The 17,269-nt window shown below is 56.8% G+C and carries 18 protein-coding genes; 7 read left to right on the forward strand and 11 right to left on the reverse strand.

The window, feature by feature from the left end; genetic code table 11:
* The first annotated feature begins 1 nt into the window (after position 1).
* The 5 genes from ribD to pgpA all read left to right on the forward strand — a co-directional run bounded on the left by ribD (position 2) and on the right by pgpA (position 3,619).
* On the forward strand, positions 2-1,102 hold the full coding sequence (gene ribD, locus OXR04_RS15400; RefSeq protein ID WP_058956372.1) for a bifunctional diaminohydroxyphosphoribosylaminopyrimidine deaminase/5-amino-6-(5-phosphoribosylamino)uracil reductase RibD: 1,101 nt from the start codon (positions 2-4) through the stop codon (positions 1,100-1,102).
* Positions 1,103-1,192: 90 nt separating this feature from the next.
* Positions 1,193-1,663, forward strand: coding sequence for a 6,7-dimethyl-8-ribityllumazine synthase (gene ribE, locus OXR04_RS15405; protein WP_009091746.1), 471 nt, complete (start codon positions 1,193-1,195; stop codon positions 1,661-1,663).
* 19 nt (positions 1,664-1,682) lie between these two features.
* Positions 1,683-2,102 (forward strand): transcription antitermination factor NusB, encoded by a 420-nt coding sequence (gene nusB / locus OXR04_RS15410; protein ID WP_009091744.1) that lies wholly within the window; start codon positions 1,683-1,685, stop codon positions 2,100-2,102.
* A gap of 55 nt (positions 2,103-2,157) precedes the next feature.
* Positions 2,158-3,135: a thiamine-phosphate kinase gene (gene thiL / locus OXR04_RS15415; RefSeq protein WP_046101351.1), complete on the forward strand. Its 978-nt coding sequence runs from the start codon at positions 2,158-2,160 to the stop codon at positions 3,133-3,135.
* Positions 3,080-3,619, forward strand: a complete 540-nt coding sequence (gene pgpA / locus OXR04_RS15420; protein ID WP_267372055.1) for a phosphatidylglycerophosphatase A — start codon at positions 3,080-3,082, stop codon at positions 3,617-3,619. Before thiL ends, pgpA begins: the two co-directional genes overlap by 56 nt.
* Positions 3,620-3,670: 51 nt before the next feature.
* Here pgpA and OXR04_RS15425 read toward each other — a convergent pair whose 3' ends face one another.
* The 4 genes from OXR04_RS15425 to xseB all read right to left on the reverse strand — a co-directional run bounded on the left by OXR04_RS15425 (position 3,671) and on the right by xseB (position 7,752).
* Positions 3,671-4,645 carry an aldo/keto reductase gene (locus tag OXR04_RS15425; RefSeq protein ID WP_140028169.1) on the reverse strand — a complete coding sequence of 325 codons (975 nt, stop codon included), beginning with the start codon at positions 4,643-4,645 and terminating at the stop codon, positions 3,671-3,673.
* Between the two features lie 80 nt (positions 4,646-4,725).
* Positions 4,726-6,591: a 1-deoxy-D-xylulose-5-phosphate synthase gene (dxs, locus tag OXR04_RS15430; protein ID WP_046101353.1), complete on the reverse strand. Its 1,866-nt coding sequence runs from the start codon at positions 6,589-6,591 to the stop codon at positions 4,726-4,728.
* 19 nt (positions 6,592-6,610) lie between these two features.
* Positions 6,611-7,510, reverse strand: coding sequence for a (2E,6E)-farnesyl diphosphate synthase (gene ispA, locus OXR04_RS15435; protein WP_009091736.1), 900 nt, complete (start codon positions 7,508-7,510; stop codon positions 6,611-6,613).
* On the reverse strand, positions 7,510-7,752 hold the full coding sequence (xseB, locus tag OXR04_RS15440) for an exodeoxyribonuclease VII small subunit (protein WP_009091735.1): 243 nt from the start codon (positions 7,750-7,752) through the stop codon (positions 7,510-7,512). The genes ispA and xseB overlap by 1 nt, the downstream gene beginning before the upstream one ends.
* A 232-nt stretch (positions 7,753-7,984) precedes the next feature.
* Between xseB and thiI the strand changes: the two genes are divergently transcribed.
* On the forward strand, positions 7,985-9,433 hold the full coding sequence (thiI, locus tag OXR04_RS15445) for a tRNA uracil 4-sulfurtransferase ThiI (protein WP_009091733.1): 1,449 nt from the start codon (positions 7,985-7,987) through the stop codon (positions 9,431-9,433).
* A gap of 51 nt (positions 9,434-9,484) precedes the next feature.
* On the opposite strand, the gene yajL is transcribed toward thiI, so the two are convergent.
* Both yajL and panE read right to left on the reverse strand, forming a co-directional pair.
* Positions 9,485-10,081, reverse strand: a complete 597-nt coding sequence (gene yajL, locus OXR04_RS15450) for a protein deglycase YajL (RefSeq protein WP_267372051.1) — start codon at positions 10,079-10,081, stop codon at positions 9,485-9,487.
* On the reverse strand, positions 10,035-10,955 hold the full coding sequence (gene panE, locus OXR04_RS15455) for a 2-dehydropantoate 2-reductase (protein ID WP_009091728.1): 921 nt from the start codon (positions 10,953-10,955) through the stop codon (positions 10,035-10,037). The genes yajL and panE overlap by 47 nt, the downstream gene beginning before the upstream one ends.
* A 135-nt stretch (positions 10,956-11,090) precedes the next feature.
* On the opposite strand from panE, the gene OXR04_RS15460 reads away from it, so the two are divergent.
* Positions 11,091-11,582 carry a YajQ family cyclic di-GMP-binding protein gene (locus tag OXR04_RS15460; RefSeq protein ID WP_009091726.1) on the forward strand — a complete coding sequence of 164 codons (492 nt, stop codon included), beginning with the start codon at positions 11,091-11,093 and terminating at the stop codon, positions 11,580-11,582.
* A 357-nt stretch (positions 11,583-11,939) separates the two neighbouring features.
* Here OXR04_RS15460 and OXR04_RS15465 read toward each other — a convergent pair whose 3' ends face one another.
* From OXR04_RS15465 to cyoB, 5 genes are all read right to left on the reverse strand, one after another.
* Entirely contained in the window at positions 11,940-13,304 is a 1,365-nt protein-coding gene (locus OXR04_RS15465; RefSeq protein WP_009091724.1) for an MFS transporter, read from the reverse strand.
* 132 nt (positions 13,305-13,436) lie between these two features.
* Positions 13,437-14,324 carry a heme o synthase gene (cyoE, locus tag OXR04_RS15470; RefSeq protein ID WP_009091722.1) on the reverse strand — a complete coding sequence of 296 codons (888 nt, stop codon included), beginning with the start codon at positions 14,322-14,324 and terminating at the stop codon, positions 13,437-13,439.
* A 13-nt stretch (positions 14,325-14,337) separates the two neighbouring features.
* Positions 14,338-14,667: a cytochrome o ubiquinol oxidase subunit IV gene (locus OXR04_RS15475; protein WP_008924889.1), complete on the reverse strand. Its 330-nt coding sequence runs from the start codon at positions 14,665-14,667 to the stop codon at positions 14,338-14,340.
* Complete coding sequence (locus OXR04_RS15480) at positions 14,667-15,284, reverse strand: cytochrome o ubiquinol oxidase subunit III (protein WP_009091720.1); 618 nt, start codon at positions 15,282-15,284, stop codon at positions 14,667-14,669. Before OXR04_RS15480 ends, OXR04_RS15475 begins: the two co-directional genes overlap by 1 nt.
* Complete coding sequence (gene cyoB / locus OXR04_RS15485) at positions 15,284-17,266, reverse strand: cytochrome o ubiquinol oxidase subunit I (RefSeq protein ID WP_009091717.1); 1,983 nt, start codon at positions 17,264-17,266, stop codon at positions 15,284-15,286. Before cyoB ends, OXR04_RS15480 begins: the two co-directional genes overlap by 1 nt.
* Positions 17,267-17,269 lie beyond the last annotated feature (3 nt).

Raw genomic sequence — 17,269 nt, forward strand, 5'->3', positions numbered from 1 at the left:
TATGGATGAACGCTATATGGCGCGCGCGCTGGAGCTGGCGCGACGCGGCCGTTTTACCACCATGCCCAACCCCAACGTCGGCTGCGTTATCGTACGCGATGGTGAGGTCGTGGGGGAGGGGTGGCACCAGCGCGCCGGAGAACCCCATGCGGAAGTCCACGCGCTGCGTATGGCAGGCGAAAAAGCGCGCGGTGCTACCGCCTATGTGACGCTGGAGCCGTGCAGTCATCATGGCCGTACGCCTCCCTGCTGTGATGCTCTGATCGCCGCCGGTGTGAAGCGGGTCGTGGCCGCGATGCAGGACCCGAATCCGCAGGTCGCCGGTCGCGGGCTGCACCGCCTGCAGCAGGCGGGCATTGAGGTCAGCCACGGTCTGATGATGCCGGAAGCGGAGGCGCTGAATCGCGGCTTTCTCAAGCGGATGCGCACCGGGTTTCCCTGGATTCAGCTTAAACTGGGCGCGTCGCTGGATGGCCGGACCGCCATGGCCAGCGGCGAAAGTCAGTGGATTACCTCTGCGGCTGCACGTCGTGATGTGCAGCGTCTGCGGGCGCAAAGTGCGGCTATCCTGAGCAGCAGCGCAACCGTGCTGGCGGACGATCCCTCCCTGACGGTGCGCTGGTCCGAACTCAGTGCGGACACCCAGGCGCTGCTGGATGAGCAGCAGCTGCGTCAGCCGGTGCGGGTGATTATCGACAGCCAGAATCGCGTTACGTCCGGGCATCGCCTGATTACGCAGCCGGGAGAAACCTGGCTGATGCGCCATCAGCCGGATCAGCAGAGCTGGCCCGCAGGCGTGACGCAAATTGCTGTTCCGCAGCGCGAGCATCAGCTGGATCTGGTGGCGATGATGATGCTGCTGGGCCAGCGCCAGATCAACAGCGTCTGGGTTGAAGCGGGTGCCACACTGGCGGGTGCGCTGCTGCAGGCGGGACTGGCCGATGAGCTGATCGTCTACGTGGCACCTAAGCTGTTAGGTGATGAAGGCCGCGGCCTGTGTCACTTGCCCGGACTCAGTCAACTGGCTGACGCGCCTGCCTTTCGTTTCAGCGATGTCCGTCAGGTCGGAGACGATTTACGCCTGACCCTGACGCCGCAATAACACGGGCGGAAAAGCGAGAGCACGCCGCCGAAGAGTATGATAGAATCCGCCCCCCTGCGCGGGGCTAAATAAACCCCTGAAAGGATAAGTATGAAAGTTATCGAAGCTGCTGTTGCAACGCCTGAGGCCAGTGTTGCCATCGTTATCGCGCGTTTTAACAACTTCATTAATGACAGCCTGCTGGAGGGTGCAATTGATGCCCTGAAACGTATCGGCCAGGTCAAAGATGACAATATCACCGTAGTCTGGGTTCCCGGTGCCTACGAACTGCCTCTGGCAGCTCGCGCGCTGGCTAACGCCGGCAAATATGATGCGATTATCGCCCTCGGCACCGTGATTCGTGGTGGCACTGCCCACTTCGAATATGTGGCGGGTGAAGCCAGCTCCGGTATCGCCAGCGTCGCCATTAACAGCGACATTCCTGTCGCGTTTGGCGTGCTGACAACCGAAAGCATCGAGCAGGCCATTGAACGTGCCGGTACCAAAGCCGGTAACAAAGGTGCGGAAGCCGCACTGACCGCGCTCGAAATGATCAACGTATTGAAAGCCATTAAAGCCTGATTTTTGTAAGGGGAATTTTGTGAAACCTGCTGCTCGTCGTCGCGCCCGTGAGTGCGCTGTTCAGGCGCTTTACTCCTGGCAGTTGTCGAATAACGACATTGCCGATGTGGAATACCAGTTTCTGGCGGAACAGGACGTCAAAGACGTCGACATTACCTATTTCCGCGAACTGCTGTCCGGTGTGGCGACCAACAGTGCGTATCTGGATGGACTGATGAAGCCCTACCTGTCGCGTCAGCTTGAAGAGCTGGGCCAGGTAGAAAAAGCGATCCTGCGCATCTCGCTGTATGAGCTGAGCAAACGTGATGATGTGCCCTATAAAGTGGCCATCAACGAAGGGATTGAGCTGGCGAAAGTCTTCGGCGCTGAAGACAGTCATAAATTTGTTAACGGCGTGCTGGATAAAGCCGGTCCACAGATTCGACCCCATCGCAAATAAACAAAAAGGCCGGCTTGCCGGCCTTTTTTCATAGAGGGTTAAGCGGAACGTAATTATGTCTTGTGGTGAATTTGAACTCATCGCACGCTACTTCAACCGCAGAACACGCAGCCGCCGTGATGTCGAACTCGGCATCGGTGACGATTGTGCGTTACTGAGCGTGCCGGAAAAACAGACGCTGGCGATCAGCACCGATACCCTGGTTGCCGGTGTGCACTTCTTACGGGATATCCATCCCGCCGATCTCGGCTACAAAGCCCTGGCTGTTAATCTCAGCGACCTCGCCGCTATGGGCGCCGATCCCGCGTGGCTGACGCTGGCCCTGACGCTGCCGCAGGTCGATGAGAGCTGGCTGTCGGCGTTCAGTGAGAGCCTGTTTGAGCTGCTGGAGTATTACGATATGCAGCTGGTGGGCGGTGACACCACGCGCGGCCCGCTGAGCCTGACGCTGGCGATTCACGGTCTGGTGCCGCAGGGCCGGGCCCTGAAACGCTCCGGCGCGAAGCCGGGTGACTGGATCTACGTGACCGGCACGCTGGGTGACAGTGCGGCGGGCCTGGCGCTGCTGCAGCATCACTGCCGCATCAGCGATCCGGCGGTACATGAGGCGCTGATCAAACGCCATCTGCGCCCCATGCCGCGCATTCTGCAGGGACAGGCCCTGCGTGCGCTGGCCTCCTCTGCGGTAGACCTCTCTGACGGCCTGATTTCCGATCTCGGTCACGTGCTGAAAGCCAGCGGCTGTGGCGCACGGCTTAATCTTGATGCTCTGCCGCTTTCTGGCGCGCTGCGTGACCATTTCGACCCTGAGCAGGTTCTGCGCTGGGCGCTGAGTGGGGGAGAGGATTATGAGCTCTGCTTCACCGTGCCGGAGGTGAATCGCGGCGCGCTGGATGTGGCGCTGGGTCATCTGGGCGTGCCCTACACCTGCATCGGTCAGATAGCACCGGAGTCGGAAGGCTTAACGCTGCTGGATAATGGCAAGCCCGCTACCTTCCGCCATAAAGGATTTGATCACTTTGATACGAAATAACGATGTGGCCAAAGGCCGCCTGCGGATGAGCAATCCCTGGCATCTGCTGGCGACCGGTTTTGGCAGCGGGTTAAGCCCGGTGGTGCCTGGCACCATGGGATCGCTGGCGGCGATCCCGTTCTGGTGGCTGATGACGTTTCTGCCGCAGGACCTCTATTCGCTGGTCGTGCTGGTCGGCATCTGCGTCGGCGTTTATCTCTGCCATCGCACCGCCAAAGATATGGGCGTTCACGATCATGGCAGTATTGTCTGGGATGAGTTTATCGGCATGTGGATTACGCTGATGGCGATTCCGGTCAACAGCTGGCAGTGGGTGCTCGGGGGATTTGTGCTGTTCCGTATTCTGGATATGTGGAAACCCTGGCCGATTCGCTGGTTTGACCGCAACGTGCACGGTGGCATGGGCATTATGGTCGATGACATCATTGCCGGGGTCATTTCGGCTGCCATGCTGTATGGCATCGGGGTCTGGCTGGCGGGCTGATCCGCTCACCCGCGATAAGATGACGCCCGGCAAGGGCGTCATCTGACGGCGTTACTCGAATCCCACCGCCTGATGCGGCTGATAGACCTCTTCCAGCAGGGTAATCTCTTCGTCACTCAGTGTGACATCCACCGCTTTCACCAGATCCGCAAACTGCTCAGCACGCGACGCGCCAATGATTGGCGCCGTGACGGCTGGTTTACTCAGCAGCCAGGCCAGGGCGACCTGTGCCCGCGTCACGCCTTTACTCTCTGCCACCTGCGCCAGACGCTGCGCAATGGCGGCATCATTCTCTTCGGTGGTGGCATAGAGCTTCGCCATGACCTGATCAGAGGTGGAGCGAGCGGTGTTTTCACCCCAGGGGCGGGTCAGCTTACCGCGCGCCAGCGGGCTCCAGGGCAGCACGGCGATCTGCTCTTTCTGACAGAGCGGATGCATTTCACGCTCCTCTTCACGCTGAATCAGGTTGTACTGATCCTGCATGCTGACAAAGCGATGCCAGCCCTGTTGCGCCTGCATCTGCAACGCCTGTGCAAACTGGCTGGCGTGCATGGATGAGGCCCCGATGTAGCGCGCTTTGCCCGACTGTACGACATCATGCAGCGCTTCCAGCGTCTCTTCCAGCGGCGTCTCGTAATCCCAGCGGTGAATCTGCAGCAGATCGACATACTCCATGCCGAGGCGCTGCAGGCTGTCATCAATGGATTGCAGGATATTTTTGCGCGACAGACCCTGTGAGAGGTTGCTCAGGGGGAAATAGACTTTGGTGGCGACCACAATCTCTTCACGGCGCGCAAAATCTTTCAGCGCCCGTCCCAGGATCTCTTCACTGCTGCCGTCTGAATAGCTGTTGGCCGTGTCGAAGAAGTTGATCCCTGCGTTCAGCGCCTGCTGGATTAGCGGACGGCTGCTCGCTTCAGGCAGCGTCCAGGCGTGGTTGCCGCGCGTCGGCTCGCCATAGGTCATGCAGCCCAGACAGAGGCGCGAAACCTGAAGGTCGGTGGTTCCCAGTTGAATCAGTTTCATGGTGGAGGCTCCTGCGAAAGTGCAAAGGTTTCAGCATAGCAGGGCGTTGCGCTCCCCGGAGGGAGCGCAGAGAGGAGAGGTTACTGCGCCAGCCAGCGGGTGATCTGCTGCTGGATACCTTCGGCGTCCAGCAGGTAGTCATGGCGCACTTCTTCCTGAGTGCCCTGCGGGATAAATTCATCGGGCAGGCCGATATTGAGAACCGGCACAGCCAGGCGTTTTGCCATGACGAACTCATTGACGCCGCTGCCTGCACCGCCCTTGATTGCGCCTTCTTCCAGCGTAATCAGTGACGTGTGGGTGGCGGCCAGTTCGGCAATCAGCGCCTCATCCAGCGGCTTCACAAAACGCATATCGACCAGGGTCGCATTCAGCGCTTCCGCCGCAGCGGCCGCTTCCGGCAGCAGCGTACCAAAGTTCAGAATCGCCAGTTCTTCACCCTGACGTTTCACCACGCCTTTGCCCAGCGGCAGGCTCTGTAGCGGTGCCAGTGGGGTGCCAACGCCGGTGCCGCGCGGATAACGCACGGCGCTCGGCCCGTCCTGATAGTGATAGCCGGTGTAGAGCATCTGACGGCACTCATTTTCGTCGCTGGGGGTCATGATCACCATCTCCGGCACACAGCGCAGATAGGCGAGATCAAATGCGCCCTGGTGAGTCTGACCGTCCGCGCCAACAATACCACCGCGATCGATAGCAAACAGGACCGGCAGTTTCTGGATAGCGACGTCATGGATCAGCTGATCGTAGGCGCGCTGCAGGAAGGTGGAATAGATGGCCACAATCGGCTTATAACCGCCAATCGCCATACCGGCGGCGAAGGTCACCGCGTGCTGCTCGGCGATCGCCACATCAAAATATTGCTGCGGGAACTCACGTGAGAAGGCCACCATGCCGGAGCCTTCACGCATCGCCGGGGTAATCGCCATCAGCTTCGGATCGTCGGCGGCCATTTCGCACAGCCAGTTGCCGAAGATTTTAGAGTAGCTCGGCAGACCTTCGGCACTTTTCGGCAGTTCGCCAATGGCCGGATCGAATTTAGGGACGGCGTGCCAGGCAATCGGATCTTCCTCTGCCGGGGCGTAGCCTTTCCCTTTCTTCGTCATGATATGCAGGAACTGCGGCCCTTTCAGGTTGCGCATGTTACTCAGCGTATTGACCAGCGTCAGGACATCGTGGCCATCAACCGGACCGATGTAGTTGAAGCCTAACTCTTCAAACAGCGTTCCCGGCACCACCATGCCTTTGAGGTGCTCTTCCGTGCGCTTAACCAGCTCTTTAATCGGGGGCAGGTTAGTCAGTACGCGCTTACTGCCTTCACGCAGTCGCGCGTAGGTTTTACCTGACAGGATCTGCGCCAGACGGTTATTCAGCGCGCCGACGTTTTCGGAGATCGACATCTCATTGTCGTTGAGGATCACCAGCATGTCCGGTTTGATATCACCGGCATGGTTCATCGCTTCAAACGCCATGCCTGCGGTGATAGCCCCATCGCCGATAATACAGGCGGTGCGACGACCCTGACCTTCGCGTTCTGCCGCCGCGGCCATGCCCAGACCGGCACTGATGGAGGTCGACGAGTGACCGACGCTCAGCACGTCATATTCACTTTCGCCGCGCCACGGGAACGGATGCACGCCGTTTTTCTGACGGATGGTGCCGATGCGATCGCGGCGACCGGTCAGAATTTTATGCGGATAAGCCTGATGACCCACATCCCACACCAGATGATCAAAAGGAGTGTTGTAGACATAATGCAGCGCGACAGTCAGTTCGACAACGCCCAGACCCGATGCAAAATGGCCGCTGGAGCGGCTCACGCTGTCTAACAGATACTGACGCAGTTCATCACACAGTGCAGGCAGCTTCTCTTTCGGCAGGGCACGCAGCTCCTGAACCGTGTTTGCCAGCGCCAGTGTCGGGTATTTAGCAATATCAAAACTCATCAGAGACTCATTATGGAAGTTATTTGTCGCGTTCAATTATGAAGCTCGCCAGCGCCTGCAGTGCTGTGGTGTTATAGGAGTGCGCGGCGAGCAATTCCAGAGCATCAAGGGCTTCCTGATACAAATCCCGCGCTTTGGCACGGGCATTTTCTAAGCCTAACAGTGAAGGATAGGTGCTTTTGCCCAGTTGCTGATCGGCACCCTGACGTTTTCCGATAACGGCGGTGTCACCCACCACGTCCAGGATATCGTCCTGCACCTGAAACGCGAGACCGATAGCCTCAGCATAGCGGTCGAGCAGCGGCAGGGCTTCACGGCCCGCATCGCCTGCGGTAAAAGCACCTAAGCGGACGGCTGAGCGGATCAGCGCGCCCGTTTTGTGGCGATGGATCTGCTCCAGCTGATCGAGATCCACCGATTTACCCTCTGCGGCCAGATCAAGCGCCTGACCGCCGCACATGCCGGCCACGCCGCTGGCGTTTGCCAGTTCAGAGATCATCCGCAGCCGGTACTCCGCGCTGACACCCGGCATCGCCTCGTCAGTCAGAATTGAGAAGGCCAGCGTCTGCAGGGCATCGCCTGCCAGTATCGCCGTATCTTCGCCATATTTAATGTGACAGGTCGGCTGCCCGCGACGCAGTGCATCGTCATCCATCGCAGGGAGATCGTCATGAATCAGAGAGTACGCATGAATGCATTCAACCGCGGCGGCGGGCGCATCCAGACTCGCCGGGTCGGCGCGGAGCATCTCACCGGTCGCGTAGACCAGAAAAGGGCGCAGGCGTTTACCGCCCAATAATGCCCCATAATGCATGGCATTAACCAGAGGAGAACTCTGAAAAGGAAGTGGCGCTATAAAACGCGTCAGCGCGGCGTTGACCTGCTGCTGATACGCGTCGAGTAATCGGACAAAATCCATTAGTCATTTTCCGGCGTGAAAGCAGTGAGGTCGGCGTTTTTATCATCGTTCAGCAGAATACGGACACGCTGTTCAGCCTGCTGCAGCGTCTGCTGGCCTGTCCGCGCCAGCTGCACGCCGCGCTCAAACTCGTTCAGGGCTTCTTCCAGCGGCAGTTCACCACTTTCCAGACGGCTGACAATCTGCTCCAGCTGCTGCAATGACGTTTCAAAGCTGGCTGGCTGTTCGGCTTTTTTCGGCATATTTCGTGTCGACTCACGGTTGGGACATTATCTCGCAATCGGTCATGGTAGCTGAGACCCTATGATTAGCAAAATAATCAATGCGGCAGCTGATGAAGAAGCAGTCACCTGACAAAGGTGATATACTCCCGCGCCTCGGATGCGGTTGCGCCTTGCAGCCCGCAATTTTGTGATTTTACCAGCTAAGTGCTGCCTCTTTTAGCACTTATTTGCCCAACGAAGCTGTGTCGCCATGAAGTTTATCATCAAGTTATTTCCTGAAATCACCATCAAGAGTCAGTCGGTGCGTTTGCGCTTTATCAAGATTCTTGCCAGCAATATCCGTAACGTCCTGAAAACCGTCAGCGACGACATCGCCGTTGTGCGTTACTGGGATCACATTGAAGTGCGCTCAAAAAACGACGCGCTGCGGGACATTATTCCCGATGAGCTGACGCGCATTCCGGGGATTCATCACGTTTTAGCGGTTGAAGATCGCGAGTACACCGATATTCATCACATCTTCGAACAGACCTTAGCGCAGTATCGCGACAGCCTCGAAGGAAAGAGCTTCTGCGTTCGGGTTAAACGTCGTGGTAAGCATAGCTTCAGTTCGCAGGATGTGGAGCGCTATGTGGGCGGCGGGCTGAACCAGCACATCGAAAGCGCCCGTGTGCAGCTTAAAAACCCGGAGGTAACGGTTAATCTCGAAGTGGACGAGAATCAGCTGACGCTGGTGACTGCACGCTATGAGGGGCTGGGCGGTTTCCCAATCGGCACACAGGAAGATGTGCTGTCGCTGATTTCCGGTGGCTTTGACTCCGGCGTCTCCAGCTACATGCTGCTGCGCCGCGGCAGCCGCGTACACTACTGCTTCTTTAATCTTGGCGGCGCCGCCCATGAGATTGGCGTCCGTCAGGTCGCGCACTATCTCTGGAACCGCTTTGGCCGTTCGCACCGGGTGCGCTTTGTGGCGATCAATTTTGAGCCGGTCGTCGGCGAGATCCTGGAAAAAGTGGATGACGGTCAGATGGGCGTGGTGCTGAAGCGCATGATGGTGCGTGCCGCTTCCCGCGTGGCTGAGCGTTACGGCGTACAGGCGCTGGTCACCGGTGAAGCAGTCGGGCAGGTATCGAGCCAGACGCTGACCAACCTGCGTCTGATTGATAACGCCTCCGATACGCTGATTCTGCGTCCGCTGATCTCTCACGACAAAGAGCACATCATCAAAGTCGCCCGGGAGATCGGCACCGAAGATTTTGCCAGCACCATGCCGGAATATTGTGGGGTGATTTCCAAAAGCCCGACAGTGAAGGCGGTGAAAGCGAAGATCGAGGCAGAAGAGCAGAATTTCGACTTCACGATTCTGGATCGCGTGGTGGAAGAGGCGACCAATGTCGATATCCGCACCATCGCTGAGCAGACAGAAGAGGAGGTGGTGGAAGTTGAAACCGTCGCGCTGCTGAGTGAAAACGACGTGGTGCTGGATATCCGCGCCATCGACGAGCAGGAAGAGAATCCGCTTGAGCTTAAGGCCACGGAGGTGAAATCACTGCCGTTTTACAAACTCAGCACGCAGTTTGGCGATCTCGATCAGAACCGCACCTGGTTGCTTTACTGCGATCGCGGCGTGATGAGCCGTCTGCAGGCCCTCTATCTGCATGAGCAGGGCTTCAAGAACGTGAAAGTTTACCGCCCGTAGTGCTGGCTTACGGTCAGTCAGACCCTGTCGGGGTCTGACTGATGAACCTGATCACGCCTGATAGTCATAAATGCCGGGTGCCAGCACCAGCTGGGCGGCAACGTCGCGCGCCATTTCTTTTCCCACCAGCAGATCGATCAGCTTCAGCGCAAAATCCATGGCCGTGCCGGGTGCCTGGCTGGTGAGCAGTTTTACCCGCGGGTCCCAGACGACGCGGCGCTCCATCCATTTCTCCGCCGGAATGGTCTCTTTTAAGCCGGGAAAGCCGGTCATGTTTCCGACAGGGAACAGATCGTGGGGAACCAGCACCGTACCTGCCGCCGCGCAAATCGCCGCAACGATTTTATCGCTGAGATGAAACTGACGCACCGTTTCGACCAGCAGCGGGCTGTCACGGAAGGTCTCCGCGCCTTTCAGGCCACCGGGCAGGACGATGGCGGCGAAATCGTTGTCGGCGACCTCGACCAGCGGGGCGTCAGCCAGCAGGCGGACACCGCGTGAGCAGACGATCTCCCGGCTGCCATTGCTTTCGACGCTGGCGGTGACGACGTTCAGCCCGGCACGAACCAGCAGGTCGATGGTGGTGACGGCTTCGGTCTCTTCACTGCCATGTGCCAGGCAAACCAGCACCGATGCGTTCGCGGTCATAATGGGACTCCTTGCGTTTTACAATGTCATACAGACGGGTGTTCTCCGACAGCACCAGGCCATGCGTCCGGGCGCGGCGCAGTAAAAAGCCGCTGATGTAGTCGATTTCGGTGAGCCGCTGGGCGCGGATATCCTGCAGCATGGAAGAGGTGTTCGCCGCCGTGCTTTCAATCACGTCGAAGATAATATCCTGCAGGCTTTCGCTGGCTACGTTCTGGCCTTCGCGCTCCATGACCCAGCTGATCTCTTCGCATAACTGCGCAATCTGTTCCGGATACGCACGCAGCGCGCCGTTCTGGCACTCATATTCCACGCTGAGCGGGTTGATCACGCAGTTCACCGCCAGCTTGCGCCAGCAGGCCGCACGGATGTTGTCATGCCAGGCGACATCGGGCAGGGCATGGTGCAGGATGTCAGCCAGATCGCTGTAAGCAGCGCTTTTGCGGTTACCGGGGCCGATGTGGGTGATGCCGCTGGCGATGTGTTTGATGACGGTGCCATCACGCATCGCGGCGTGCGTCGTGACGCCGCGCAGTAGCGGCTGAGTTAACCCTTTAAGCTCCTCCAGCGTGCCCATGCCGTTATGCAGCAGCAGCACCGGGCAGTTTTCCGGCAGAACGCTTTCCAGATTTTTCACGGCGGGTGACACCTGTGGCGCTTTTAGCGTAACCAGCAGCAGCTGGCTTTCCGCCAGAAACAGCGGATCGTTAGCGATGAAGGTGCGGTTGGCTATGTTGCCTTCCGGGTCGACGACATTGGCCGAGCAATAGGGCTGCGGCACCCGCAACCATCCCTGCACCTCGTGTCCCTGACGGGCGAGCGCTGTCAGCCAGACCTGACCCAGAGCACCGCACCCTAACACGGTAATTTTCATACTGCCTCCCGCTGGCGGGCTATCCATTTATTATTTACTGTCACACCATGAGTATAGCGTCGTGCACAGCCTGATTTTATTTAGCACCGTAAGACGCGTATTATGCATGTCACTTTAGCGTCAGGAGAAGAAGAGATGCCATCTTTCGATATCGTTTCAGAAGTCGATCTGCAGGAAATTCGCAATGCGGTGGAGAATGCCAACCGTGAGGTGTCTACCCGCTTCGATTTCCGCAACGTGAGCGCCGAGTTTGAGCTCAACGAAAAGAATGAAACCATTAAAATCACCAGCGAGTCTGATTTCCAGGTTAAACAGCTGGTCGATATTTTGCGTGAGAAGTTACTGAAGCGCGGGATTGAAGGCGGTGCCTTAGAGGTGCCGGAAGAGATTGAGCACAGCGGTAAAAGCTGGGCGGTCGATGCCAAACTGAAGAAGGGCATTGAGAGCGACGTAGCGAAGAAGCTGGTGAAGCTGATCAAAGACAGCAAGCTGAAAGTACAGACCCAGATTCAGGGTGAAGCGTTACGAGTGACCGGCAAAGCGCGCGATGATCTGCAGAGCGCAATGGCGATTGTGCGCGGCAGCAATCTGGGACAGCCGTTCCAGTTTAAAAACTTCCGCGATTAAGCGGGGCAGGCTGTTTTTTTGGCCTGAAGGCAGTTATGAAAAACCCGGCTCAGGCCGGGTTTTTTGTTATCTGGCAGGAGCAGCGCTGCATCGATCCAAATTTGTGAGCCGTCTGAATGAAGGCGTGGTTTGTGACGTTAGTGGCATCGTGCGCTGGCTTGCATCTCTTTGAACAAGTAGAAGCTTAAGGGGCGCAGGGATCAGGGGCAGAAGAGGAAAGCGTCCCGCGCCAGGACGGCGCGGGCCGAGCATGCCATGGATGGCGGCTTTTGCGACTTTCCGATCTGACCGTTTTCCCTGAGCCAGCTCGGTCTTACAGCTAAACGGGCAGGTGGTGTCGCTAGAACAGTTTGGAAATCAGCAACTCCCCAGCAGCGCTTCCAGCTCTGGCCGACTGGTGACCTTGCTATCAATTTTGATATACGCGCTTTTCTCTTCCGGCACGATAAACACGGAGTTCACCCCTTTCTGCGCTTTCAGGCGCTGCTCCAGATTCGGCAAAGCCAGTGCCGCGTCACTCAGCACAATTCGCAGGCTGCTCACATAAGGGGGTTCCTGCATCGTCATACTGACAAACAGCCAGGCCGCAGCCACCATTGCGCCGACCATGAACACGGTCTGTGCATCGAAATGACCAAACACCCAGCCGCCCATGCTGCCGCCAACGGCCACGCCAAGGAACTGGCTGGTGGAGTAAATGCCCATCGCCGTTCCTTTGTAACCGGCAGGTGACTCTTTACTGATCAGCGAAGGGAGAATGGCTTCCATCAGATTGAAAGCGAAGAAGAAGAGCTGAACCCCAACGACCAGCGTCCAGAAATGGCCTTCCGCACCCCACAGCACGATCTCGGCAATAACGATCATCCCGACGCAGCCCACAAAGACGCGCTTCATGCGACGCTTCACTTCGGCATAAATGATGAACGGCACCACGCCCGCAAAGGCAATCAGCATGGTCGAGAGATAGACTTTCCAGTGTTCCGGGGCCGGGAAACCCGCCTGCTCAAACTGCCCCGGCAAGGCGACAAAGCTCGACATCAGCAGGATATGCAGACAGAAAATACCGATATTCAGCTTCACTAGGCGTGGATTTGCCAGCACCTTGCGAAAGCTGCCTTTGACCATGCCTGATTCACGGTTCAGCACATGATGCGGGGTGGATGGCACCACCAGCAGCGTGATGACGATACCCAGCGAGGCCAGGATCGCAATCATCCAGAACAGCGCCTGCAGCCCTAACGCGTGCGTAACGACCGGACCGACGACCATCGCAATCGCGAAGGTGACACCAAAACTGATGCCGATAAAGGCCATCGCTTTGGTGCGGTTCTGCTCTCGCGTCAAATCGGAGAGCAGCGCCATCACGGCAGCGGCAATTGCGCCGGAGCCCTGCAGCGCACGGCCCAGAATAATGCCCCAGATAGAGTCCGTGCAGGCAGCAATAACGCTACCCAGAACAAACAGCAGCAGTCCGCCCACGATCAACGGCTTTCGCCCGATGCGATCGGAAAGCAGACCAAAAGGAATCTGAAAAATCGCCTGGGCCAGGCCATAGATACCAATCGCCAGGCCGATCAGCGTTTCACTCGCGCCCTGTAATGCCATGCCATAAGTGGTCAGTACCGGCAGGACCATAAACATTCCCAGCATGCGCAGGGAAAAGACCGTACCGAGGCCCCATGTGGCGCGCAGCTCCACCGGAGTCATTTTATTATCGTTCATTCCAACCTCTGTTAATGTGCTGCATTTATTCTAGGGGGCGGGGCAGGGCGGGTAAAACAATAGTTTTTAAGCAGTCGTAACAAAAAGAAAGGGCGCGAAAATCGCGCCCTTTTCATGCTCTTACGGTGTCCGTTACCAAACGTAAGTCAGCAGGTCCTTCGAGGCCGGAGCCATCGAATCTACCGACATCATCACGCTCAGCGCGGTGATCGTCACGATAGAGAAGACAAACAGTTTACGCGCCCAGACACGATCGTCAGCGGTTTTATAACCGGATAACGCCATACCCAGCCACCAGACGCTGACCGCAGCGGCCACCACCAGATATTTGTAGCCGGCATAGCCACCCAGCGTCAGCATCAGCGTGGCAATCATAAACGCCAGGATATAGAGCGTAATATGATTTTTTGCTACGGAGATCCCTTTCACCACCGGCAGTACCGGGATGTTCGCCGCCTGGTAATCTTTAAAGCGGAAGATGGCAATCGCGTACGAATGCGGCATCTGCCACAGGCTGAAGATCGCCAGCAGGATTAAGGCACCGGCATCAAACTCATTGGATACCGCACAGTAGCCGATAACCGGCGGTGCAGCACCCGACAGACTGCCAATCAGCGTACCGTAAACGGAATGACGCTTCATGTAGAGACTGTAGATGCCCACGTAAACCACGAAGCCCATCACCGCCAGCCACATGGCCAGCGGATTTGCACCGAAGTAGAGCAACGCAAAGCCAGCAATACCCAGCACAGTGGCATAAACCAGGCTTACTTTCGCGGAGATAAGGCCTTTTACCAGCACCCGATTCCTGGTTCTCTCCATCTTGATGTCGATGTCGCGGTCGATCACGTTGTTGAAAACACAACCCGATGCAACCACCAGTGACACACCCACCAGGGTGATGAGAAACAGGGCGTAATCCGTGTTGCCTTTAGAGGCCAGCAGGAATCCGCCGATCACAGAAATTAAATTCCCGAAAATAATTCCTGGTTTTGTAACTTGCAGGTATTGCTTAAACATTACGCGTGACTCTTTAGTGAGGCATCATGTTGTAGTTGAGGTTCCACATGATCCACAGTGAGCCTACTACGACAATCAGGATGATGATGGCCGAGAAAACAATGGCTACCATGTTCCAGCCACCCTCAGATTTGCTGTCTAAGTGCAGGAAGTAAACCAGGTGAACCAGCACCTGGATAACCGCACAGACCAGAACAACACCGAGGATAGTACCGTGAGATGCACTGCCATCCATGACCATCCAGAACGGGATTGCCGTCAGGATGATAGAGAGGATGAAGCCGATCATGTAGGACTTCACGCTACCGTGTGAAGCGCCATGTTCGTTAACAGAATGACTCATTACATGGCTCCCATCAGGTAAACAACGGTGAAGACGCAAATCCAGACCACGTCCAGGAAGTGCCAGAACAGGCTCAGACACATGATACGGGTGCGGTTAGTCGCGTTCAGGCCACGTTTGGAAATCTGGAACATCAGCACCAGCATCCAGATCAGACCCGAGGTCACGTGCAGACCGTGGGTACCGACCAGCGTAAAGAAGCCAGACAGGAAGCCACTGCGATCCGGACCAAAGCCTTCCGCAATCAGGTGATGGAATTCATAGATTTCCATGCCGATGAAGCCCAGACCAAACAGGAAGGTCAGCGCCAGCCAGCCGATAACGGCACCTTTTTGCTCCTTGTTCATGGAGATAACAGCCATGCCGTACGTGATGGAGCTCAGCAGCAGCAGGGCGGTTTCTACCAGAACAAACGGCAGCTCAAAGATATCTTTACCTGCCGGGCCACCGGCAGTGTTGTTGACCATGACGGCATAGGTCGCAAACAGGGTTGCGAAGATAATGCAGTCACTCATCAGGTAGATCCAGAAGCCAAAGACTTTATTGGCTCCTGCATCGTGATGCCCATGCTCCGCATGGGCGTCGTGGTGATGTTTAATCAGAGTTTCAGTTGACATTATTTCAGACCTGCTTTGCTGATTTCGTCAAAGTGCTGGTTTTCAATCTTCTGAACTTCAGCAACCGGAACGTAGTAATCCACGTCTTCGTCGAAGCTCTTCACGATCCAGGTAACGATCATGCCGAGGAATGAAAGACCTGCCAGCCACCAGATATGCCAGATCAGCGCGAAACCCATTACCGTCGCGAACGCACAGATAACCAGTGCAGCACCGCTGTTTTTCGGCATATGAATCTCTTCATACGACTCCGGCTGCTTGTACGCTTCGCCTTTCTCTTTCATTTCCCAGAAAGCGTCACGCTCATGCACATGCGGGATCACAGCAAAGTTATAGAACGGTGGTGGTGAAGAGGTTGCCCACTCCAGCGTACGGCCGCCCCACGGGTCACCGGTCAGATCACGGTTCTGGTCGCGGTCACGGACCGAAACGTAGAACATGGTCAGCTGACACAGGATACCCATTGCAATCAGACCTGCACCGACCGCAGCGACCACCAGCAGAGGGTGGAACTGTGGATCGATATCCTGGCTCAGACGACGGGTCATACCCATGAAGCCCAGCGCGTACAGCGGCATAAAGGCAACGAAGAAGCCGATGATCCAGAACCAGAAGGCGCGTTTGCCCCAGGTTTCGTTCAGGGTAAAGCCAAAGGCTTTCGGGAACCAGTAGGTCACGCCCGCCATACAACCGAAGACAACACCACCGATGATAACGTTATGGAAGTGTGCAATCAGGAACAGGCTGTTGTGCAGAATGAAGTCAGCACCCGGAACGGCCAGCAGTACGCCGGTCATACCCCCTACAGAGAAGGTTACCAGGAAGCCAACGGTCCACAGCATCGCAGAGTGCATCTGGATGCGACCCTGGTACATGGTGAACAGCCAGTTAAAGATTTTAACCCCGGTCGGAATCGCGATGATCATCGTCATAATACCGAAGAAGGCGTTAACGTTCGCACCCGCACCCATGGTGAAGAAGTGGTGGAGCCAGACGATGAACGACAGCACGGTGATCGCGATGGTCGCCCACACCAGTGAGGTGTAGCCAAACAGACGTTTTTTGGAGAAGGTCGCGGTAATTTCTGCGAACACACCAAAGACCGGCAGAACCAGAATATACACTTCCGGATGACCCCAGACCCAGATCAGGTTGACGTACATCATCATGTTCCCGCCCATTTCATTGGTGAAGAAATGGAAGCCGAGATAACGATCAAGGGTCAACAGCGCCAGGGTCACGGTCAGAACCGGGAACGCAGCGATGATCAGGACGTTGGTGCACAGCGCAGTCCAGGTAAAGACAGGCATTTTGAACAGGCTCATGCCCGGTGCACGCATCTTCAGGATGGTCACGAAGAAGTTAATACCGGTTAAGGTCGTACCGATACCGGAGAGCTGAAGACTCCAGATCCAGTAGTCGACCCCGACGCCGGGACTGTACTCCGCGCCGGACAGTGGCGGATAAGCCAGCCAGCCGGTCTGCGCGAACTCGCCCACTCCCAGCGACAGGTTAACCAGGATCACACCGACCGCGGTAAACCAGAAGCTCAGGTTGTTCAGGAACGGGAACGCAACGTCACGTGCACCAATCTGCAGCGGAACGGCGATGTTCATCAGGCCAACCACGAAAGGCATCGCCACGAAGAAGATCATAATGACGCCGTGCGCCGTAAAGATCTGGTCGTAGTGATGCGGTGGCAGAATGCCCGCTTCACCGGCCGACGCCATTACCTGCTGGGTACGCATCATGATGGCATCAGCAAAACCACGCAGCAGCATGACGAATGCCATGATGACGTACATGATACCCAGTTTTTTATGGTCGACAGACGTTAGCCATTCAGACCACAGATATTGCCATTTACCAAAATAGGTGATGGCGGCAATCAGTGCCAGACCACCTAAAATGATACCGGCGACCGTGACCATGATAATCGGCTCATGGTACGGCACTGCATCCAGTGTTAATTTTCCGAACATCGT

This window comes from Pantoea sp. GM_Pan_3 (assembly GCF_026541045.1).
In the GTDB taxonomy this organism is placed as follows: Bacteria; Pseudomonadota; Gammaproteobacteria; order Enterobacterales; family Enterobacteriaceae; genus Pantoea; species Pantoea anthophila.